Below are 19646 nucleotides of genomic sequence, written 5' to 3'. Positions count from 1 at the left end.
CCTCCGGCGCCGTGCCGCCGGGGCATAGGGAACTCCATGACGAACGACCCGCTGTCGCCCCAGTCCAACGATTCACAGAAGCGGCTGCTCCTGGCGCTCGCCCTCTCCTTCGCCGCCACCGCCGCCTACACCTTCTTCTTCGCCCCCAAGGGTCCGCCCCCGGGCGCGGAGGGGACGGACGCGGGCGTTGAAGTCGCCGCCACGCTGGACGCCGGCACCCCGGGCATGGCCGCCGTGCCGCCGCCGGGTGTGGGAGGCGAGGACGCGGGCACCCACGCGGAGGCCCCGCCGCCGCCCGCGCGCACCGCGGAGTTCGCCCGTCCGGAGGTGAAGTACACCTTCTCCTCGGAGGGCGCCGGCCTCACCTCCGCCGTGCTCCAGGGCACGAAGATGCGCGAGCAGCAGTCGCTCACCGTCAAGGAGGGCTTCGAGAAGCTCTTCGGCAAGGACATCCCCCCGCCGCCGCAGATGAACGTGGCGCACCCGGTCCCCGGCCAGCCCCTGCCGCTCGCGGTGACGATTGAGGGCGCTTCTCCGCTGGCGGCGAACACCCGCTACGCCGTGCAGGAGGGCCCCACCGACAACGGCGGCAGCGTGGTGTTCACCGGCCGCCAGGGTCCGTGGGAGGTGACGAAGACGGTGCTGTGGCCTCGCGAGGGCTTCGAGTTCACCTACACCCTCCAGGTGCGCAACACCTCCGCCCAGGCGCAGGCGGGCGAGCTCAAGGTGCACTACGGCCGTGCCATCGATCCGGAGTTCGAGCACGCCCCGTCCTTCTTTGGCGGTGTGGGCAACCTGAGCCGCTCCACGTGCTGGGTGGAGGACAAGCTCCACAACCTGTCCCCGGGCGACAAGCCGCCCGAGGAGACGAAGGGGCCCATCTCCTTCTTCGGCATCAACCAGCAGTACTTCCTGTCCGCGCTCTACCCGCTGGACGGCGCCCTCCAGGGCCACTGCACGCTGACCGCCACGCCCACCGCTCGCGAGGTGTCCGCGGGCTTCCCGCTCAACGTGGCCCCCGGCCAGGTGGCCACGTTCCGCTTCGGCGGCTACGCGGGCCCCAAGGACCCCGACCTCCTGCGCATCGTGCCCGGCACGGAGCTGCGCGGCGTGGCCGGCCTGTCCACCACGGCCTTCCACCCCATGCTGGAGGACACGGTCGACTTCGGCATCTGGGCGGTGGTCTGCAAGATCCTCCTGGCCGTCATGAAGTTCTTCCACGGCATCGTGGGGAACTGGGGCGTCGCCATCATCCTGCTCACCGTGGTGGTGAAGCTGGTGCTGCTGCCGCTCACCTACCGCTCCATGGTCAGCATGGAGGCGGTGAAGGTGCTCCAGCCGAAGATGGAGGAGATCCGCAAGAAGTTCGCGGACGACAAAGAGCGCCAGAACATGGAGATCATGAAGCTGTACCAGGAGGCGAAGGTGAACCCCCTGGGCGGCTGTCTGCCGCTGCTCATCCAGATGCCGGTGTGGATCGCCCTGTTCACGTCGCTGCGCAACAGCTTCGAAATCTACGGCGAGCCCTTCTTCGGCCCCATCTGGCGTGACCTCACCTACAAGGATCCGACCTACATCCTGCCGCTGGCGCTGGGCGTGTCGATGATCATCACGCAGAAGATGCAGCCGCAGATGATGGACGCGGCGCAGGCGCGGATGATGACCTGGGTGATGCCCATCATCTTCACCTTCACGCTGCTCCAGTACCCGGCCGGCCTGTCGCTCTACATCTTCACGAACAACGTGCTCTCCATTGGCCAGCAGTGGGGCCTGCGCAAGTGGCTGGACCGCAACAAGAACCAGACGGGCGGCGGGACGCCGGCGGTCATCACCGCCGGGGGAGGCAAACGCAAGTGAGCGGGGCACAGGTGGTGGCGGGCGGCGGGGACTTCCGCCCCCGGGTGGAGAAGCTGCTCACGGACATCCTCGGGCTGATGGGGTTCCCTGCGCGGCTGGACCTGCAGGACGCCACCGACGGCAGCCTGTCCGTGGCGCTCCACTTCGAGTCCGGCACGCCTCCGGGCGTGGAGCCGGGCAAGCGCAGCCAGGTGCTGGATTCGCTCCAGTTCCTGCTCAACAAGATGCTCCACCGCCCCGGCGTGGAGCGCCGCTGGGTGATGCTGGGCGCGGGCGCGCACCCGGAGCCCCGGCCGCGCCGTGACGCGGCGGCGCAGCAGCAGGCCGCCGCCGCCGCTCCGGTCACGTCCGTGGCGCAGGCGGCTGCCTCCGCTCCCGCGCAGCAGCCGGCCCGGGCCGCGGCGCCCGCGCAGCCGCAGCAGCGCAACGCCCGGGGTGGGCAGCCGGCGCAGCAGGCCACGAAGCCCGCGCAGGCGCAGGCCCCCGCGAAGAGCGCGGAGGCGGACGAGCGCACGCTGCAGGTCGAAGAGGATCCAGCGTTCCGGGAGGCCGTCCGCAAGCTCGCGGAGAAGTCCGCCAGCCTGGGGCGCTTCTATGCGTTCGCCGCGATGAAGACTGAGGACCGCGCGCGCGTCCTGAAGGCAGTAGAAGGAGTGGGTGGCGTGAAGGTGGCGGCGGAAGGCGAAGGCCGCAACCGGCGCGTGGTGTTCACCCCGGCGAAGCCCGCCCCGATGCCCAAGCGGAGCCTGCTGCCGGACGACGACGAGGACGACGTCGACGCCTGAGCAGGTGTGCCCGCTTCGGGGCCACCGGCGGGCGCGAGAGGAGCGAATGGGTAAGTCGAAGGGGTTGAAGGACAAGCTGTACGGCGCGGCGGTGCTGAAGATGAGCTTCCGCCTGCGAGGGGACGAGGAGTCCCCGGCGTTCCGCTTCGTCTACCCGGGCGTGCTGCGCGACCTGGCGGTCGACGACGCCGAGGTGGAGAAGTACATCGAGGAGCACCGCGACGTCGTGGAGCGCGCCGCTCGCGGCTCCACTCCGCCGCAGGGCGTCCGGTAGATACTCGGGGGTGGGAGTCATGTGCGCGCGCCCGTCCGCCGGTGCTCCCCTGCCCCTCCATGACGTCTGACTCCGCCACCATCGTCGCGCTCGCCACCGCGCCCGCCGCGGGGGCCGTGGGCATCCTCCGCGTGTCCGGACCGGCCGCGCTGGAGGTGGGACGGAGGCTCGCGCCCGGTGTCCCCGCCTCTCCCACTCCGCGCCATGCGTACCTGGCGTCGTTCGTGGACGCCGCGGGCGCGGTGCTGGATGAGGGCCTGTTCCTCTACTTCCATGCGCCCCGGTCCTTCACCGGCGAGGACGTGGTGGAGCTGCAGGCGCATGGCAGTCCGCGACTGTTGCGGCTGCTGCTCGCGCGGGCGCTGGAGGATGAGCGCGTGCGTCCGGCGCTTCCCGGTGAGTTCACCCGGCGCGCGTTCCTGAATGGCCGCATCGACCTGACCCGCGCGGAGGCGGTCGCGGACCTGGTGGCCGCGGATTCGGAGGCGGCCGTGCGCGCCGCCGCGGCCGGGTTGTCCGGTGCGTTGGCCGAGCGGATCCGCGCGCTGGAGACGCCGCTGCGCGAGCTGCACGCGGACCTGGAAGGCGTCCTCAACTTCCCCGACGAGGCGGAGGGCGCGGACGCGGAAGCCGGTCCTCGTGTCACCGCGTTGCGCTCCGTCGCGGAGGCGCTGCGCGCGGAGGTGGGCCGTGGACGGCTGGTGCGCCAGGGTGCTCGCGTGGCGCTGTACGGGCCGGTGAACGCGGGCAAGTCCACGCTGTTCAACCGGCTGGTGGGCGAGGCCCGCGCGCTGGTGGATGACGAGCCCGGCACCACCCGCGACGCGCTGGAGGCCCGCGTCGAGTGGGACGGCCTGGGCGTCACCCTCTACGACACCGCTGGCCTGCGCGAAGCTCCCGGACGCGTGGAGGCCCTGGGCATCGCGCGCACGCGGGAGCTGCTCGCGGCCGTGGACCTGGCCGTGCTGGTGCTGCCTCCGGGGACTTCGCGGGACGAGGCCTCGTCGTGGACGCGCGAGGCTGGCGCCACACCCGTGCTCTCCGTCACCGGCAAGTGCGACGTGATGCCGGGGGCTCGGGAGGAACACGGCTCCACCGCCCTCCCCTCCCCTGCCCCGCCGCGCGTCAGCGGCCTCACGGGCGAAGGCGTGGAGGCGCTCCGGACCTCCGTGCTCACGCGGTTGTGGGGCGGTGGCACCCCCTCCGCGGTAGCGCTCGTCTCAGAGCGTCACGCGGACGCCCTGCGTCGCACCGCCGAGGCGCTGGGCCGCGCTGAAGCGGCGTCACGCGTGTCCACCCTGGAGGTCCTCTCCGGCGAGGTGGGGCTCGCGCTGGAGGCCCTGGGCGAGGTGTCCGGAACCAGCGTTTCCGAAGCGCTTCTGGACACCCTTTTCCAGCGCTTCTGCATCGGGAAGTAGCGCCTTCGCGGGTGGCGGTCCGCATGTCAGACCCCTCCCTAGAATGCCTCGCGTTCACCGGCGCTCCCCGAGGATTCATGACGGCACTTCAGCACCTTCAACCCACCTCCCACTCCCTGCTCTCGGCGCTTCCGTCGGGGTGGGTCGGGGAAATCCTCGATGGCGAGCTGGTGGCCTCGCCCCGCCTCTCCGTGGCGCCCGCTCGCGCGGCCTTCATGATGGGCGTGGAGCTGGGAGAGCGGCTGGATACGCGCCGTGGCGGCAACGGCCGCTGGTGCCTCCTGCGCGCGCCGGAGCTGCACCTGGGCGAGGACATCCTCGTGCCCGACCTGGCCGCCTGGCGCCGTGAGCGCGTGGCCGCCCCGCCGGAGCCTGGCGCCGCCTTCTTCACCCTGGTGCCGGATTGGGTCTGCGAGGTCCTCACCCCCGCCACCACCGCGCTGGACCGGGCCCGCAAGCTGCCCCTGTATGCGCGGGCCGGCGTGTCCTACGTCTGGCTGGTGGACCCCGTCGCGCGCACGCTGGAGGTCTACCAGCGCCTCAAGCGCGGCTGGCTCCTCACCGCGAGCCACGAGGACGACGCCCTGGTGCGCGCCGAGCCGTTTACTTCCGTCCCCCTGGAGCTGGGCTCGCTGTGGCTCCCCGACGCGCCGGAGGAGATGCCCCGGCTCGTCGCGGTGCCCTGAAGCCGCGGCTTCAGCTCGCGTGCTTGAGGCGCGCTTCCTCGGAGGCGCGCGACAGCCGCCGCACGGAGCGCAGCAGCAGATCCGGATCCACCGGCGCCGCCACGAAGCCTCGCGCATGCACGGCCTGCGCGCGGGGCAGGTCCCTCTCCGGCACCTTGCCCGCCACCAGCACCTGCGCGCGCAGCCGCTGCGCCAGCACCTCCATCGCGGGCAGCGGCGCCACCACCACCTGCGCCTCGGTCGCGGCGCACACGTCCCCCGTGCTCGCCACCTTCACCGTGAAGCCTGCCCCGCTCAACACCTGCACCAGGCCCGCCGCCGCGTCCGCGCCCCAGCCGTACACGAGCACCTGCTCGCGCTCCGTCACGCGCGGCTTCGGCGCCGGTGCCCAGGGGAACTCCAGCGGCGCCAGCATGGGCAGGTTCGCGCTGTCCGCCTGTCGCACGGGTTCGCGGACGGGCTCCGGCGCCGGCATGTCCGTCAGCTCCGCCAGGGACTGGCCCACCACCAGGGGCATGGACTCCTCCCACTCCGGCAGGGTGAAGCTCTCCATCCCGGGACGGCGCTGCGGCGTCGCCGGCTCACCCCGGTACAGCCGCCCGATGGCCCGTCCCAGCGCCGCGTCCGTGGCCAGCCGGGGCACCACCCGCACCTTGCCGGACACGCTCTTCACCACGTCCAGCGTGGCCAGGCTCGCCGGCGCGGCCAGGGCCACCACCAGCACCTCCCGGAGCCCCTGCCCTTCCAGCCGCAGCGGCACCACGCGGTGGGCCTCCGCCACCTTGCACGGAATCAGCCTCGCGAGCGACGCGTCCAGCGGGCAGGCGTCCAGGTCCACCGACTCCACGCCGGACTGGGCCGCCAGCGCGGACAACACCGCCTCCGCCGTGCAGAAGCGCTGGTCCACCACCACCTGCCCCAACGCCACGCCCCACTTGCGCTGGTACGCCAGTGCCGACTGCAACTGCAATGCATCCACCACACCCCGCGCGAGCAGGATGTCCCCCAGACGCTTCTTCATCTCATTCTCCTCCGGCCCCCCTGCGTGCTCCGGCCGGGACGACCTGCCCACCACTCCTGCTCCTGTACGCCAGGAGGGTGTAAAATTACAGCTAAACCGGAGGAGGCGAGTTGCAGCCATGCGTGGGTTGCCTGCTCGGACCCAGAAGGTGCCGTTCGGCCACGCCTTCCCGCGGTTTCACCGTCCTTCAACGAACCCTGCCTCAATCCTTGAGGAGGGGACGACAAAGCGGACGTTCATTGGCAGACCCGAGGGTGGCCGGATGTCGCAGACGTTCCTAGCCTGTACGCATGGCTGACGCGTGCCTGAGAGAATTCGTGCGGATGCTCCGCGCGCGCCGTGCCGCTCCCGGGGGACTCGCGGGGGTGGATGCGCGGATGGCGGGGCTGCACCTGGAGCCCTCCAGCCTCAAGCCCTACCTGCACTTCCTACCGGGCCGCTACACGCGCAACCTCGTCCACCGCGACGAGGGCATGGAGATCATCGTCAACTGCTGGTCCCCGGGTGTGGCCTCGCCCATCCATGACCATGACGGCCAGGAGTGCTGGTTCAGCATCCAGCGCGGCGAGTTCCTCCTGGAGAACTACCCGCTGCTGGAGGGCGGAACGCAGCCGGGCCTGGCGCGGCTGGGGGCGCCGGTGCGCGTGGGGCCGGTGGGCGCCGGGCACGTGGACTTCCGCGACCCGGGCGCCTCCATCCACCGGGTGAGCATCGCTGGCAACGCGCCGGGCATCACGCTGCACGTCTACGCCGGACCGGTGGCCAGCTGTCTCGTGTTCGATCCGCGGCGCCACCGCTGCGCGTCACACGCCCTGCGCTACCACAGCATCTTCGGGCGGCCGGTGCGGCCCAACGAAGGCCGCGTCCCGGTCCCCCTGCACGTCTGAGCTACCAGCGCACCTCCGGAAGCGGCGCGTACAGCATGCGCCCCTCCGCGCCCTGCCCGGTGAGGCCCAGCTTCGCGCCCACGCGGTACACGGCCCGCACCTGCTCCAGCACCTGGGACGACATGGCGGCGTGGCCGGTGGCCTCGTCATCGCTGTTGTCCGCCTCGTGCTTGCCCAGGAGCTCCGACAGCACCTGGCCCGTGGGCCGGGGGCGAGGGAAGACGACGATGCGGACCGGGGCGTCCTTCTCCAGCTTCGCGGCCTCGCGGGCCAGCTCCAGCGCCTTCGGGTAGCCGCCGAGCGCGTCCACCAGCCCGCGCTCCAGCGCGTCCTCGCCCGTCCACACGCGCCCCTTCGCGACTGACTGGAGCTTCTCCAACGGCATGTTCCGCGCCTGGGCCGCGCGGCTGGTGAAGTCCAGGTAGATGGTGTCCAGCTCGGACTCCAGCTGCGCGCGCTGCTCGGGGGTGAACTCCTTGTCGGAGCTGGAGAAGGTGGCGTTCTTGCCGAAGGCGATGGTGTCGAAGTTCACGCCCAGCTTCGCCCACAGCTCGGACGTGACGAACTTGCCGTTGTACACGCCGATGCTCCCCGTCAGCGTGCCCGGCTGGGCGACGATTTTGTCCCCGGCCATGGCCACGAAGTAGCCGCCGCTGGCCGCGTACGTCCCCATGGAGACGATGACGGGCTTGCCCGCCTCACGCGCGCGCTGCACCTCCCGGCGGATGGTGTCGCTGGCGGAGTAGCTGCCGCCCGGGCTGTCCACGCGGAAGAGGATGGCCTTCACGGAGGGGTCCTCCACCGCCTTGCGGAAGGCCGCCGCCACCGTGTCGCCGCCCATCACCTGGCCGCCGGAGAGCGGGTTGGACTGGCTCTTGCCGCGCAGCACCTCACCCACGCCGTAGATGAGCGCGATGGTGGTGCCTGTCTGGTGCGGCCGGCCCGCGCGCTCCAGGTACTTGTCCACGTAGAGGAACTCCGCGCCGTCTCCGGCCTGCTTCTTCAGCTCGTCGTGGATTTCGTCGCGGTAGCGCAGCCCGTCCACCAGCTTCGCGTCCACGGCCGCCTGGCCCATGAAGGGCGCGCGGTCGATGAGGGCGCGCACCTCGTCCTCGGTCAGCTTGCGGCCCTCCGCAACGCCCTTCACCACCTGCTGGAAGAGGCCGCCGCCGAAGGCCTCGGTGGCCTCGCGCTGGTGGGGGCCGTAGGACTCGTCGGTGAAGGTGTTGACGGCGTTCTTGAACTCGGCGCGCTTGCCGAACTCCGGCTTCACGCCGAACTTCGCGAAGGCGTCGCGCGCGAAGGGCGTCTCCATCACCAGGCCGGTGAGTCCCACGTCGCCAGAGGGCTGGATGTAGACGGCGTCGAAGGCGCTCGCGAGGTAGTAGGCGCCGGTGCCGTTGCCCGCCTCACCGAAGCCGTCCGCGTAGGCCACCGCCCGCTTGCCCGACGCGCGGAAGGCCTTCACCGCGTCCCGCAGCTCCTGGACCTGCGCCGAGCTGCCCGGCTGCCCGATTCGCACCACCAGCGACTTCACCCGGGGGTCCGTGGCGCCCTTCTCCAGGCCCTCCACCACGTCTCTCAGGGACGTGGGCTCCTCGCCGAAGGCGCCCGCCAGGGACGTGTCCAGCGTGTACTCCGGCAGCGGCTGCTGCAGGTCCAGCTCCAGCACCAGGTTGGACGGCACGCCTGGCTTGCTCGATGCCGCGAGCATCAACAGCCCCACCACACCCACCACGAAGAGGATGGACAGCGCTCCAATGAAGGCCAGCGCGCCAATGAAGAAGCGTTTCATCCGGAAGGACTCCTGGTGCCCAAGTACCCGAGGGGCGTTCCCCCATCTGGCGGCCTACCATCAACGCGCGCGTCCGACGACGCTTGCGTGCGATGCATTGATGGACGGCGGACGGGGAGTCAGGGCCCGCCCATCCTGGTGACCCGGGGGCGGGCCAGCATCCAGCCCCAGGCGAGGGCCGCCGCGGTGCACACCGTCCTTCTTGGAGCCAGGGGAACCAGGGGTATCCGGCCCCGGGAGGCACGGGATGCAGAAGCGACGGTTGGGCAATTCCGACATGGACCTCACGGCGCTGGGGTTTGGCGCGTGGGCCATTGGAGGGGGCGGCTGGGTGTTCGCCTGGGGCGCGCAGGACGACGCGCAGTCCATTGAAGCCATCCAGCGCGCGCTGGATTCGGGCATCAACTGGGTGGATACGGCGGCGGTGTATGGGTTGGGGCACTCCGAGGACGTGGTGGCCCGGGCGCTGAAGGGCCGGGACAAGCGGCCGTATGTCTTCACCAAGTGCGGGATGGTCTGGGATGACGAGGGCAAGGTCAGCCGCAGGTTGAAGGCGGACTCGGTACGCAAGGAGTGTGAGGCGTCCCTGCGCCGGCTGAAGGTGGATGCCATTGATTTGTATCAGGTGCACTGGCCGGTGGACGCCGGGGCGGAACTTGAAGAGGGGTGGACGGCGCTGGCGGAGCTGCAACGGCAGGGCAAGGTGCGCTGGCTGGGCGTGTCCAACTTCAATGTCTCGCAGCTGGAGCGGGTGCGGCGCATTGCTCCGGTGACGTCGTTGCAGCCGCAGTACTCGCTCATCCATCAGGACATCGAGGACGAACTGCTGCCCTACTGCCAGAAGCAGGGCATTGGGGTGGTTGTGTATTCACCCATGGCGTCCGGCCTGCTGACCGGGGCGATGACACGCGAGCGCATCCAGGCAATGCCAGATGACGACTGGCGCCGCGGCAGCGCGGACTTCCAGGAGCCGAAGCTGTCGCATCACCTGTCGCTGGTGGAGCGCATGCGTGAAGTGGGCGCGAGGCATGGGCGTTCCCCGGCGGAGGTGGCCCTTGCCTGGACGTTGCGGGATCCGGCCGTCACCGCCGCCATCGTGGGGGCGCGCAGCGCGAAGCAGGTGGAGGGCTTCATCCAGGCAGGGGACTTCCGGCTGACGTCCGAGGAGGTCCGCGAGGTGGAGGAGGTCCTGGGCGCCGGCTCCGCGATGGCGCCCGGGGGCATCTACGCCTGAGTGAGGAGGCGCATGGCGGGATCAGTTCTCCCCTGGGCCGTCCATGCGCACTTCCAGGACGTCGATGCGCTTGCGGTCCGTGGTCTGGGCATCCGCGAGGTGATTCAGCATCCGGCCCATCTGACCGAACATCTTCGTCTGGGTGCGTTTGACGCCGTCCACCTCCTTCGCCAGCACGGAGACGTGCGTGGCGAACTCCTCCATGTTCTCGCGGAGTCCATCCACATCTTCCGAGAAGACGCGGACCCGTTCGGAGAAGGCACGCACCTGATCCGCGAAGATCCGGGTCTTCCTGTAGACGACCCGGCACTTCATGCGGAGTACCCGCAGCGCCTTCTGGGTTCGCGCGTACTGCACCTCCGACTCCTCCTGCATCTCGCGGAACTCCTGCAGCATCTGCAGCATCAGGTCCCCGCCCATCGCCTTCGCCATTCCGTACCCTCCCTGGTGACGCGCGAGTCTCCTACCAACCCATCCTGACATCGGATCCGCGCCAGGATACATGACGACCTGTGAGGTTGGAAGAGCGGGACAGGACCTGGGACGGTCCACGGGTGTCCCTGGGTGGACGCCTGCCCGGAGGGTCTGGGTTTCTCGGGATGGGAGGACCCGGTGGAGCGGTTAGAAGTCCCGTGCCTACTCCTTCGCACCCTGAGGACCGCATGACGCGTCGTACACCGCTCGCCCTGCTGGCTGTCCTGCTCGTGGCGGCCCCGCCCGTGTGGGCCCGGGCCCCGGCTCCCCTTCCGAAACCCGCTGCCTCCTCGACCGCGCGCGCCCAGACGAAGCCGGCCGCCCTGACCCCCGTCGCGAGCGTGGAGGGCATCACCGAATACCGCCTGCCCAATGGCCTTCGCGTCCTGCTCTTCCCGGACCCCACCAAGGCCACCGTCACCGTCAACGTCACCTACCTGGTGGGCAGCAAGCACGAGGGCTACGGCGAGACGGGCATGGCGCACCTGCTCGAACACCTGATGTTCAAGGGCACGCCCACCACCCCCAACGTGCCCCAGGCCCTCACCGAGCGCGGCGCGCGTCCCAACGGCACCACCTGGTTGGACCGCACCAACTACTACGAGACCCTGCCCGCGTCGGACGACAACCTGTCGTGGGCGCTGTCCTTCGAAGCGGACCGCATGGTCCACAGCTTCATCGCGCGCAAGGACCTGGACAGCGAGATGACCGTGGTCCGCAACGAGTTCGAGTCCGGCGAGAACGACCCGCGCGGCATCCTCTTCAAGCGCACCATGAGCGCCGCGTACCGCTGGCACAACTACGGCAAGGCCACCATCGGCGCGAAGGCGGACCTGGAGCACGTCCCCATCGACCGGCTCCAGGCCTTCTACCGGCGCTACTACCGCCCCGACAACGCGACGCTCGTCATCGCTGGACTCTTCCAGCCGGAGAAGGCCCTGGCGCTCGTGCAGTCCACCTTCGGCAAGCTGCAGAAGCCCGCGGATCCCGTGCCCGTCACGTACACCGAGGAGCCCACCCAGGACGGTGAGCGCGAAGTGACGCTGCGCCGCGTGGGCGACAACCAGCTCATCTCCAGCGTCTACCACGTGCCCGAGGGCGCCCACCCCGACTTCGCCGCCATCGACGTGCTCACGCAGGTGCTGGGCGACGTGCCGTCCGGCCGCCTCTACAAGTCGCTCGTGGAGACGAAGAAGGCCTCGCGCGCGAGTGCGTTCAACTTCCAGCTGCGTGACCCGGGCGTCATCGGCTTCCGCGCCGAGGCTCGCCAGGATCAGCCCCTGCCGCCCGTGCGTGAAGCGCTGATCAAGACCGTGGAGGAGGCCTCCCGCACGCCCTTCACCGACGAAGAGGTGAACCGCGCGAAGACGGCCCTCGCGAAGCAGACGGAGCTGCTCCTCAACAACTCCGAGCGCGCCGCCATCCTCCTGTCCGAGTGGGCCGCCGTGGGCGACTGGCGCCTGCTCTTCCTGCACCGCGACCGCATCGAGGCCGTCACGCCCGCGGACGTGACCCGCGTGGCCGACGCGTACCTCAAGAGCTCCAACCGCACGATGGGCACCTTCGTGCCCACGCCGAAGCCGGACCGCTCGGAGCTGCCGCCCGCGGTGGACGTGGCGAAGATGGTGGACGGCTACCAGGGCAAGGCCGCCGTCGCCCAGGGCGAGGCCTTCGACCCCTCCCCCGCCAACATCGAGTCTCGCGTGCAGCGTGGCGAGCTGGCCAACGGCGTGAAGTACGCGCTGCTGCCCAAGAAGACGCGCGGGGAGATGGTCAACCTGGCGCTGGACCTGCGCTGGGGCACCGCGGAGACCTTGAACGGCAAGCTGCCCGCCGCCAACTACGCGGGCGGCATGTTGATGCGCGGCACCACGAAGCACACCCGCCAGCAGCTCTACGACGCGCTCGACAAGCTCAAGGCCCGCGTGGGCGTGGACGGCGGCGCGATGGGTGCCAGCGTCTCCATCGAGTGCCCTCGCGCGAGCCTCCCGGAGGTCCTCAAGCTGGTGGCCGAGGTGCTGCGCGAGCCCTCCTTCGACGCGAAGGAGTTCGCGCTCCTCAAGCAGGAGCGGCTGGCCTCGCTGGAGTCGCAGCGCAGCGAGCCGCAGCCCCAGGCCAGCATCGCGTTCTGGCGCGTGCTCAGCACCCAGTACCCCAAGGGCCACCCGTACTACGTGCCCACCCTGGATGAACGCCTGGCCGACGCGAAGGCCGTCACGCTGGAGCAGGCGCGCGACTTCCACCGCAAGTTCTACGGCGCCTCGCGCGGGGAGCTCGCGGTGGTGGGTGACTTCGACGCGAAGGAGCTCACCTCGCTCGTGGGTCCCCTGCTCGACGGATGGAAGAGCCCGGCGCCCTACGTGCGCGTGCCCCGCACGTTCCAGGACGTGGCTCCGAAGTCCGTCGTGCTGGAGACGCCGGACAAGGCCAACGCGTACTTCCTCGCGGGACAGCTGCTCCAGATTCGCGACGACGACGCGGACTGGCCCGGCATGATGATGGGCAACTTCATGCTGGGCGGTGGCTTCCTCAACTCGCGGCTGGCCACGCGCGTGCGTCAGCAGGACGGCCTGTCCTATGGCGTGGGCAGCAGCCTGTCCGCCCAGGAGCTGGACACCGTGGGCTGGTTCCTCACCTACGCCATCTACGCGCCGCAGAACGCCCAGAAGCTGGAGGCCGCCATGCGCGAGGAGGTCACCCGCGCCGTGCAGAAGGGCTTCACGCAGCAGGAGCTGGACAAGGCGCGCGCGGGACTTCTGGAGTACCGGCAGTCCGCTCGAGCGCAGGATGGGAACCTGGCGCAGCAGCTGAGCGAAGACCTGTACCTGGGGCGCACGCTGAAGTTCGACGCGGAGCTGGAGGCGAAGCTCCAGAAGCTGACCGCCGAGGACGTGCGCAAGGCCCTGTCCAAGCACCTGGACTTCAGCAAGGCCACCCTCGTGCGCGCGGGTGACTTCGCGAACGTCTCCAAGCAGCAGGCCCCGCAGGCTCCGGCGCCGGCCAACTAAAGTCCGCGTCCATGCCCGTGCAACTGGTGGAAGGCGACCTGCTGGACCAGCCGGTGGACGCCATCGTCAACGCGTGGAACCGGAACATCATCCCCTGGTGGCTGCTGTTGCCCCAGGGGGTGTCCGGGGCCATCAAGCGCCGGGGTGGCACGGCGCCGTTCCGCGAGGTCTCGCGCGTGGGGCCCATGCCGTTGGGCTCGGCGGTGGTGACCGGGCCGGGGCGCCTGCCCTTCAAGGGCATCATCCACGTCGCGGGCATCAACATGCTCTGGCGTGCGTCCGCGCGGTCCATCCAGGACTCGGTGCGAAACGCGCTGGAGCGTGCCGGGGAGCACGGCTTCCGCTCCGTGGCGTTCCCCATCATCGGCGCGGGCTCCGGGAGCTTCAACGAGGACCGCGCGCTGGAGCTGATGCGCGAGGCATTGGGGGATGCCCCTGCTTTCGACGTGCGCGTGGTGCGCTTCCGCCGTTAGACGGAGCGCACCTCTTCACACGCGAAGCGAGGGTGACATGATCGACCTGTACACGTGGGGCACGCCGAACGGTTTCAAGGTCTCCGTGGCGCTGGAGGAACTGGCGCTGCCGTACACCGTGCATGCGCTGGACATCTCCACCGGGGTGCAGAAGCAGCCCGCGTTCCTGGCCATCAACCCCAACGGCCGCATCCCCGCCATCGTGGACCGCGCGGAGGGCGACTTCGCCGTCTTCGAGTCAGGCGCCATCCTCATCTACCTGGCGGAGAAGACGGGCCGGCTGATGCCCACGGACGCCAAGGGCCGCTCGCAAGTCATCCAGTGGCTGATGTTCCAGATGGGCGGCGTGGGTCCCATGCAGGGGCAGGCCAACGTCTTCTTCCGCTACTTCCCGGAGAAGATTCAGCCCGCCATCGACCGGTACCAGAACGAGACGCGCCGCCTGTACACGGTGCTGGAGAGCCGGCTGAAGGACCACGAGTACCTGGCCGGTGACTACAGCATCGCGGACATCGCGAACTGGGCGTGGGTGCGCTCGCACGAGTGGGCGGGCGTGTCCCTGGACGGGCTGCCGGGCGTGCAGCGGTGGCTGGCCGCCATCGAGAACCGGCCCGCGTCGCAGCGTGGACTGGACGTGCCCACGCCTCGCAAGCAGGAGGACGCTCGGACCGCCGCGCAGCGCATCGAGAGCGCTCGCGGGCTCATCCAGCGCTGAAGCGCCCTCCCCTCCCCTGCCCCGTCGCATGGCCCCGAACATCCGGACATCCGAGCCCGGCGTGCGCATGATGGGGCCGTTCATGGCTCCCGAGACGGGAGCCCAGGGAGTGGATGACATGGGAGTGGTGCGGAGCCTGGGGCGGTGGGCCGGACTGTGTCTGGCATTGGGACTGTGGGGCGCGTGCACGCCGAGCGGCGGCACCGTGCGCGCGTCGCGGGACAACGTGGCGCCGGATGGCTGCGCGCCGGCCACGTGCTCGCAGGCAATGGTGGCCTGTGGCCGGACGCCGGATGGGTGCGGCGGGTTCATCGACTGCGGCGACTGTCAGGCGGGCACATGCACCAACGGCCGCTGCGTGGCCCCGCCCGTGCCCGCCGAGCCGAAGAAGGACCCCACGGGCCCCATCAGCACCTGCAGCCCCGGGTGCAAACCCAACGAGTCCTGCGTGGACGACCGCTGCGTCTGCCAGCGCGCGACGTGCGCCACTCTGGGCCTGAAGTGCGGCACCGCGGACGATGGCTGCGGCGGCGTGTTGCAGTGCGGCGCGTGCGTGCCGGCGTGCCAGCCGGACGAGATGGAGTGCTGCGGCGCGTGCATCCCCAAGTCGGACGGGCGCTGCCCGGAGAACGTGCACTGCCCCAGCCGGTCGAACCCCCCGGCCACCCGCTGACGCCGAGCGGTTCCGGGCCCTGGTGAAGGGCCTGGAACCGGCAATGTCAGACCCCCCCGCTATACCCTTCCCCGTCGCGCACACGGGAGGTCCGCCGGCCTCGCTGGTTCGAGTCCGAAAGCCCAATGCGCCCTCACCGCACGGGTAGGTCTGGCTCCCGTGTGTGCGACGCCATGTGAAGGCACGAGGTCCGGGGGACTCGTGCGGGAAAGGTCCCATGGATGCCATCGCCGTCGAAGGGCCAGAGACGCCACCGGTGTGTCAGGCGCGTCCTTGACGGATCCACGATGACTGGTGCGCGCGAGGCGGGCGGCGTTGTTACCCCTCCCACTGCCCGCCTCGCGTGCTCCCAAACTTGGCCAGGCCATGTCTGTGTTTGGGCCACGGCCCAGGCGGGTGGGGAACCAGCCAGGTGGACGGTGTCCCCATGCCCGGCTTGCCACGGACGCGCCGGGGCGTGATACCCCCCGGGACGCGATGGAACTCCGATACGACATCGTCGTGGTGGGCCTGGGCCATGCGGGCTGCGAGGCGGCGCTCGCGTGCGCACGCATGGGTCTGTCCACCCTGGGCGTGACGCTCAAGCGCGAGCGCGCCGCCGTGATGAGCTGCAATCCCGCCGTGGGCGGCACCGCCAAGGGTCACCTGGTGCGCGAGCTGGATGCGCTCGGTGGACAGATGGGCCGCGCGGCGGACCTCGCGGGCACGCACGTCAAGATCCTCAATCCCTCCAAGGGCCCCGCAGTGCAGGCCACTCGCGTCCTCTGCGACCGAGACGCCTACGCCGCCGGCATGCAGGCCGTGCTCTTCACCCAGCCGAACCTCACCGTGCACGAGGGCGAAGTCGCTGCCGTCGTCGCGGAAGAGGGGAGGGTGAAGGGCGTGGTGCTGGGAGACGGCACCCAGGTGGTGGCCCGCGCGGTGCTCCTCACCACCGGCACCTTCCTGCGCGCGCTCATGCACGTGGGCGAGCAGAAGGAGGTCGGCGGCCGACTGGGAGACGAAGCCGCGCGCGGCCTGTCGGAGTCGCTGCACGCGCTCGGCTTCACGCTGGGCCGCTTCAAGACGGGCACGCCCGCGCGCCTGTCCCGCGACAGCATCGATTGGGATGCCGTCACTCCGCAGTCGGGAGACGTCGGTGTGCGGCCGTTCTCCTGGCGCACCCAGTTGGAGCAGGGCCTGCCGTTCCCGCGTCGGCCCTCGGTGATGTGCGGCCTCACCGCGACGACGCAGGCGACGCACCAACTGCTGCGCGACAACCTGCACCGCTCGCCGCTGTTCCAGGGGGACATCGTGGGGCGAGGGCCCCGGTACTGCCCGTCGCTGGAGGACAAGGTGGTGCGCTTCGCCGCTCGTGAACGGCACCAGGTGTTCCTCGAACCGGAAGGGCCCACGTCGCCGCTCGTGTACCCGGCGGGCCTGTCCACCAGCATGCCCGCGGACGTGCAGCTGGAGTTCCTGCGCACCATCCCCGGCCTGTCCCGCGTGGAGGTGGTCCGCTACGGCTACGCGGTGGAGTACGACTTCGCGCCGCCCACGCAACTGCACCCCACGCTGGAGACGAAGGCCGTCGCGGGCCTGTTCTTCGCGGGCCAGCTCAACGGCACCTCCGGCTACGAGGAGGCCGCCTTCCAGGGCCTGTGGGCCGGCATCCAGGCGGCGCTCCAGGTGAAGGGCGAACCGGCGCTCGTCGTGGGCCGTGACGAAGCGCATGGCGCGGTGCTCGTGGATGACCTGGTGACGAAGGGCGTGGACGAACCGTTCCGCATGTTCACCAGCCGCTCCGAACACCGGCTCAAGCTGCGCGAGGGCAACGCGGACCTGCGGCTCGCGCGTCACGGACATCGAGTGGGGCTCCTGCCTAAGGAGGCCCTGGAGCGCGCGGAGGCTCGGGCCCAGGCGGTGACGGCGGAGGTCGCGCGGCTCAAGCGCGCCGGCCTGGCGATGCGGCTCAAGCGCCCGGAGGTGACGTACGCGCAGCTGGCGCAAGAGCGAGAGGACTTCCCGGCCCTCACCCCCGAGGTCGCGGAGGAGGTGGAGGTGGAGGTGAAGTACGAGGGCTACATCGCCCAGGCCGCCCGGGCCGCGGCGCGCGAGGCGGAGGCGTCCGACCGTTGGCGCATCCCGGACACGTTCCGCTTCACGGACGTGCGCGGTCTGGGTACGGAGGCGGTGGAGAAACTGTCCGCGCACCGGCCCGGGACGGTGGGGCAGGCTCGGCGGATTCCGGGCCTGACGCCCGCCGCGGTGTCCCTGCTCCTGGTCGCGCTCAAGCGGGGACAGGGGCCGTCAAGTGATCAGGAACAGGGCTGTGGATAACGTGTGGATATTTCTGGGGATGAATTTCTCCTGAGTGATTCCAAGGACTTGAAGGGCCCTTCGGGGTGGAGGTGTTGTGGATAACGCGCGGTTCGTAGATCAGCTGGCATCCGGATGCAGTGCGTTGGGCATCACCGTGGGACCGGACGTGGGCCCGAAGCTCCAGCGGTTGATGGCGGAGCTCCTGAAGTGGAACGCGAAGGTGAACCTCACGGCCATCACCGCGCCGGAGGAGGTGCTGGAGAAGCACTTCCTGGACTCGCTCGCGGTGTTGCCGGAGGTGAAGGGCGCGACGTCGCTCCTGGACCTGGGCGCGGGCGCGGGCTTCCCCGGGCTGCCGCTCAAGCTGGAGCTGCCGGAGATGGGCGTGACGCTGGTGGACACGGTGGGCAAGAAGATCGCGTTCATCAAGGCCGCCGCCGCCAGCCTGGGCCTCGTCGGCGTGCGCGGGCTGCACGCTCGGGCGGAAGGGAAGCCGGAGACAGAGGGGATTCCGCGCGCGCAGGTGCTCATCGCGCGCGCGTTCATGGACCTGCCGGACTGGCTGAACCTGGCGCCCGCGTACGTGGAGGAGGGCGGACGCGTGGTGGCGATGCTAGGCAAACAGCAGACGGACGCGGAGCTCCAGGCGCGCGCGGCGGAACGCAACCTGCGCGTGGTGTCTGCTCGGGCGTACCGGCTCCCGTTCTCCGGCGCCGAGCGTCAGGTCGCGGTGTTCGCGAAGCAGTAGGGGAGGGGAGGGCGCTCGGGCTCGGCTTCAGTGCGAGCCCAGGGCCGCCAGCTCCTGCTGGACCCCACGGAAGTGCTCCAGCACGTGCTCGAGCGCGTGCTCGGAGAGGAAGTCCATGCCCTGCATGGAGCCCTCGGCCGCGATGGCGGCGCGCTCGAACATGGCCGCCTCGTAGCCCTTCACGGCCTGGCTCCAGTCAGAGTCCACCGCGAGCGCGAGCCCCAGCTCCAGTCCGTCGAGCATCGCCATGTTCACGCCCTCGCCGCCAAAGGGCGGCATGACGTGGGCCGCGTCTCCGAGCAGCGTCACTCCCGGCCGGTGCGTCCACCGGTGGCCTACCGGAAGCGCGACGATGGGGCGCGCGGCGAGGGTGTCATTGCACGCGTCGATGAACGCGAGCAGGGACGGCGACCAACCCGGGAGCAGCGCCTTGAGTTGTTCGCGAGCCCGGGCAGGGGAGGACGTGTCCACGAGCCCCTGTTGGAGCTGTGCCTCGGACACCCGGAACATGAAGTAGGCGCGCACGTGGCCGTGGCTGCTGCGCTGGGCGATGAGGCCCTGGTTGCCTCCGACCACGGAGATCTTCCCTCGCGGGAGCAGCTTCGCGACCTCTGGATGCCGCGTGTCCACGTCGTCGATTTGCAGCTCGATGAAGAGCACGCCCGTGAAGGCCGGTGTCGCTGAGGACACGAGCGGACGGACGCGCGACCACGCACCATCTGCGCCCACCACCAGGTCGAACTCGCCAAGCGAACCCGCCGGACCCGCGACGCGGTAACGCCCGTCGGGGAGCGGTTCTACGGCGGACACCTTGCTTCCCCAGCGGATCCGCTCCGCGGAGAGGCTCTCCAGCAGCAGGGAGCGCAGCTGCGTGCGGTCGATTTCCGGCCGGTCGCCGTCGCTCGCCTCGTTGTGCTGGAAGTGGAGCGTGCCCTGGGCGTCGTAGATGGCGTCACCCTGGTCGTCATACCGGGCGACGGCCTTGAACTCCGCCTCCAGTCCGGCCTCGCGAAGCGCGCGCAGACCGGAGTCGGCGTGCAGGTCCAGCGAACCTCCCTGGGGACGGGCGAGCGGGTGCTCATCCAGCTCGAACACCGAGGCCGCGATGCCCCGTGTCGCCAGGATCCGCGCCAACGTCAGCCCACCCGGCCCCCCCCCGATGATTCCCACTGTCTTGGTCATGTGCATAGCTTACTATGTAAATTGAGATAGGCTCCTATGCAACCCAAAGGGACCGCCGGGGGTTGAGCGCGCCGGATCCTCGTCACGACGTGAGTGGATCCGCGGCCGCTTGAGA

The 19646-nt window shown here is 70.3% G+C and carries 17 protein-coding genes; 13 read left to right on the top strand and 4 right to left on the bottom strand.

The window, feature by feature from the left end; all coding sequences use genetic code 11:
- The first annotated feature begins 36 nt into the window (after window positions 1-36).
- From yidC to D7Y04_RS38410, 5 genes are all read left to right on the top strand, one after another.
- Complete coding sequence (yidC, locus tag D7Y04_RS38430; RefSeq protein ID WP_120596366.1) at window positions 37-1857, top strand: membrane protein insertase YidC; 1821 nt, start codon at window positions 37-39, stop codon at window positions 1855-1857.
- Window positions 1854-2642: a hypothetical protein gene (locus D7Y04_RS38425; RefSeq protein WP_121762550.1), complete on the top strand. Its 789-nt coding sequence runs from the start codon at window positions 1854-1856 to the stop codon at window positions 2640-2642. Before yidC ends, D7Y04_RS38425 begins: the two co-directional genes overlap by 4 nt.
- A 46-nt stretch (window positions 2643-2688) precedes the next feature.
- Window positions 2689-2916: a hypothetical protein gene (locus tag D7Y04_RS38420; protein WP_120576126.1), complete on the top strand. Its 228-nt coding sequence runs from the start codon at window positions 2689-2691 to the stop codon at window positions 2914-2916.
- 59 nt (window positions 2917-2975) lie between these two features.
- Window positions 2976-4334, top strand: coding sequence for a tRNA uridine-5-carboxymethylaminomethyl(34) synthesis GTPase MnmE (gene mnmE / locus D7Y04_RS38415; RefSeq protein ID WP_121762584.1), 1359 nt, complete (start codon window positions 2976-2978; stop codon window positions 4332-4334).
- 77 nt (window positions 4335-4411) lie between these two features.
- Window positions 4412-5020 carry a Uma2 family endonuclease gene (locus tag D7Y04_RS38410; protein WP_120576125.1) on the top strand — a complete coding sequence of 203 codons (609 nt, stop codon included), beginning with the start codon at window positions 4412-4414 and terminating at the stop codon, window positions 5018-5020.
- Between the two features lie 10 nt (window positions 5021-5030).
- Here D7Y04_RS38410 and D7Y04_RS38405 read toward each other — a convergent pair whose 3' ends face one another.
- Window positions 5031-6041 (bottom strand): general secretion pathway protein GspE, encoded by a 1011-nt coding sequence (locus tag D7Y04_RS38405; protein WP_121762549.1) that lies wholly within the window; start codon window positions 6039-6041, stop codon window positions 5031-5033.
- A gap of 323 nt (window positions 6042-6364) precedes the next feature.
- On the opposite strand from D7Y04_RS38405, the gene D7Y04_RS38400 reads away from it, so the two are divergent.
- Window positions 6365-6928, top strand: a complete 564-nt coding sequence (locus D7Y04_RS38400) for a cysteine dioxygenase family protein (protein WP_233601778.1) — start codon at window positions 6365-6367, stop codon at window positions 6926-6928.
- A 1-nt stretch (window position 6929) separates the two neighbouring features.
- On the opposite strand, the gene sppA is transcribed toward D7Y04_RS38400, so the two are convergent.
- Window positions 6930-8723 carry a signal peptide peptidase SppA gene (gene sppA / locus D7Y04_RS38395; protein ID WP_120596370.1) on the bottom strand — a complete coding sequence of 598 codons (1794 nt, stop codon included), beginning with the start codon at window positions 8721-8723 and terminating at the stop codon, window positions 6930-6932.
- A gap of 247 nt (window positions 8724-8970) precedes the next feature.
- On the opposite strand from sppA, the gene D7Y04_RS38390 reads away from it, so the two are divergent.
- Window positions 8971-9957: an aldo/keto reductase gene (locus D7Y04_RS38390; protein ID WP_121762548.1), complete on the top strand. Its 987-nt coding sequence runs from the start codon at window positions 8971-8973 to the stop codon at window positions 9955-9957.
- A gap of 21 nt (window positions 9958-9978) precedes the next feature.
- Here the strand turns inward: D7Y04_RS38390 and D7Y04_RS38385 are convergent, their stop codons facing one another.
- A complete protein-coding gene (locus tag D7Y04_RS38385; protein WP_121762547.1) occupies window positions 9979-10389 on the bottom strand; it encodes a hypothetical protein in 411 nt (136 codons plus the stop codon).
- 230 nt (window positions 10390-10619) lie between these two features.
- Here D7Y04_RS38385 and D7Y04_RS38380 point away from each other — a divergent pair, with 230 nt between their 5' ends.
- The 6 genes from D7Y04_RS38380 (at window position 10620) to rsmG (ending at window position 18349) form a co-directional block, all read left to right on the top strand.
- Window positions 10620-13439: a pitrilysin family protein gene (locus tag D7Y04_RS38380; protein ID WP_199749803.1), complete on the top strand. Its 2820-nt coding sequence runs from the start codon at window positions 10620-10622 to the stop codon at window positions 13437-13439.
- An 11-nt stretch (window positions 13440-13450) separates the two neighbouring features.
- Window positions 13451-13912 (top strand): macro domain-containing protein, encoded by a 462-nt coding sequence (locus D7Y04_RS38375; protein WP_120596374.1) that lies wholly within the window; start codon window positions 13451-13453, stop codon window positions 13910-13912.
- A gap of 37 nt (window positions 13913-13949) precedes the next feature.
- Entirely contained in the window at window positions 13950-14627 is a 678-nt protein-coding gene (locus D7Y04_RS38370) for a glutathione S-transferase family protein (RefSeq protein ID WP_121762546.1), read from the top strand.
- 82 nt (window positions 14628-14709) lie between these two features.
- Entirely contained in the window at window positions 14710-15300 is a 591-nt protein-coding gene (locus tag D7Y04_RS38365) for a hypothetical protein (protein ID WP_147454584.1), read from the top strand.
- Between the two features lie 477 nt (window positions 15301-15777).
- Window positions 15778-17619: a tRNA uridine-5-carboxymethylaminomethyl(34) synthesis enzyme MnmG gene (gene mnmG / locus D7Y04_RS38360; protein ID WP_121762545.1), complete on the top strand. Its 1842-nt coding sequence runs from the start codon at window positions 15778-15780 to the stop codon at window positions 17617-17619.
- Window positions 17620-17695: 76 nt separating this feature from the next.
- Window positions 17696-18349: a 16S rRNA (guanine(527)-N(7))-methyltransferase RsmG gene (rsmG, locus tag D7Y04_RS38355; protein WP_120596378.1), complete on the top strand. Its 654-nt coding sequence runs from the start codon at window positions 17696-17698 to the stop codon at window positions 18347-18349.
- A gap of 27 nt (window positions 18350-18376) precedes the next feature.
- Here the strand turns inward: rsmG and D7Y04_RS38350 are convergent, their stop codons facing one another.
- Window positions 18377-19531 carry an NAD(P)/FAD-dependent oxidoreductase gene (locus D7Y04_RS38350; protein ID WP_233601777.1) on the bottom strand — a complete coding sequence of 385 codons (1155 nt, stop codon included), beginning with the start codon at window positions 19529-19531 and terminating at the stop codon, window positions 18377-18379.
- Window positions 19532-19646 lie beyond the last annotated feature (115 nt).

The organism is Corallococcus sp. AB038B (assembly GCF_003668955.1).
Taxonomy (GTDB): domain Bacteria; phylum Myxococcota; class Myxococcia; order Myxococcales; family Myxococcaceae; genus Corallococcus; species Corallococcus exiguus.
The sequence above is the reverse complement of the archived record's forward strand: the minus strand, read 5'-3'. Positions and strand labels throughout refer to the sequence as shown.

Bases quoted from the DNA above. Each gene is read 5' to 3' on its own strand.
- yidC (WP_120596366.1), top strand. From the start codon at position 37: ATGACGAACGACCCGCTGTCGCCCCAGTCCAACGATTCACAGAAGCGG.
- D7Y04_RS38420 (WP_120576126.1), top strand. From the start codon at position 2,689: ATGGGTAAGTCGAAGGGGTTGAAGGACAAGCTGTACGGCGCGGCGGTG.
- mnmE (WP_121762584.1), top strand. From the start codon at position 2,976: ATGACGTCTGACTCCGCCACCATCGTCGCGCTCGCCACCGCGCCCGCC.
- D7Y04_RS38410 (WP_120576125.1), top strand. From the start codon at position 4,412: ATGACGGCACTTCAGCACCTTCAACCCACCTCCCACTCCCTGCTCTCG.
- D7Y04_RS38405 (WP_121762549.1), bottom strand. From the start codon at position 6,041: ATGAAGAAGCGTCTGGGGGACATCCTGCTCGCGCGGGGTGTGGTGGAT.
- D7Y04_RS38400 (WP_233601778.1), top strand. From the start codon at position 6,365: ATGCTCCGCGCGCGCCGTGCCGCTCCCGGGGGACTCGCGGGGGTGGAT.
- sppA (WP_120596370.1), bottom strand. From the start codon at position 8,723: ATGAAACGCTTCTTCATTGGCGCGCTGGCCTTCATTGGAGCGCTGTCC.
- D7Y04_RS38390 (WP_121762548.1), top strand. From the start codon at position 8,971: ATGCAGAAGCGACGGTTGGGCAATTCCGACATGGACCTCACGGCGCTG.
- D7Y04_RS38385 (WP_121762547.1), bottom strand. From the start codon at position 10,389: ATGGCGAAGGCGATGGGCGGGGACCTGATGCTGCAGATGCTGCAGGAG.
- D7Y04_RS38380 (WP_199749803.1), top strand. From the start codon at position 10,620: ATGACGCGTCGTACACCGCTCGCCCTGCTGGCTGTCCTGCTCGTGGCG.
- D7Y04_RS38375 (WP_120596374.1), top strand. From the start codon at position 13,451: ATGCCCGTGCAACTGGTGGAAGGCGACCTGCTGGACCAGCCGGTGGAC.
- D7Y04_RS38370 (WP_121762546.1), top strand. From the start codon at position 13,950: ATGATCGACCTGTACACGTGGGGCACGCCGAACGGTTTCAAGGTCTCC.
- D7Y04_RS38365 (WP_147454584.1), top strand. From the start codon at position 14,710: ATGGCTCCCGAGACGGGAGCCCAGGGAGTGGATGACATGGGAGTGGTG.
- mnmG (WP_121762545.1), top strand. From the start codon at position 15,778: ATGGAACTCCGATACGACATCGTCGTGGTGGGCCTGGGCCATGCGGGC.
- D7Y04_RS38350 (WP_233601777.1), bottom strand. From the start codon at position 19,531: ATGACCAAGACAGTGGGAATCATCGGGGGGGGGCCGGGTGGGCTGACG.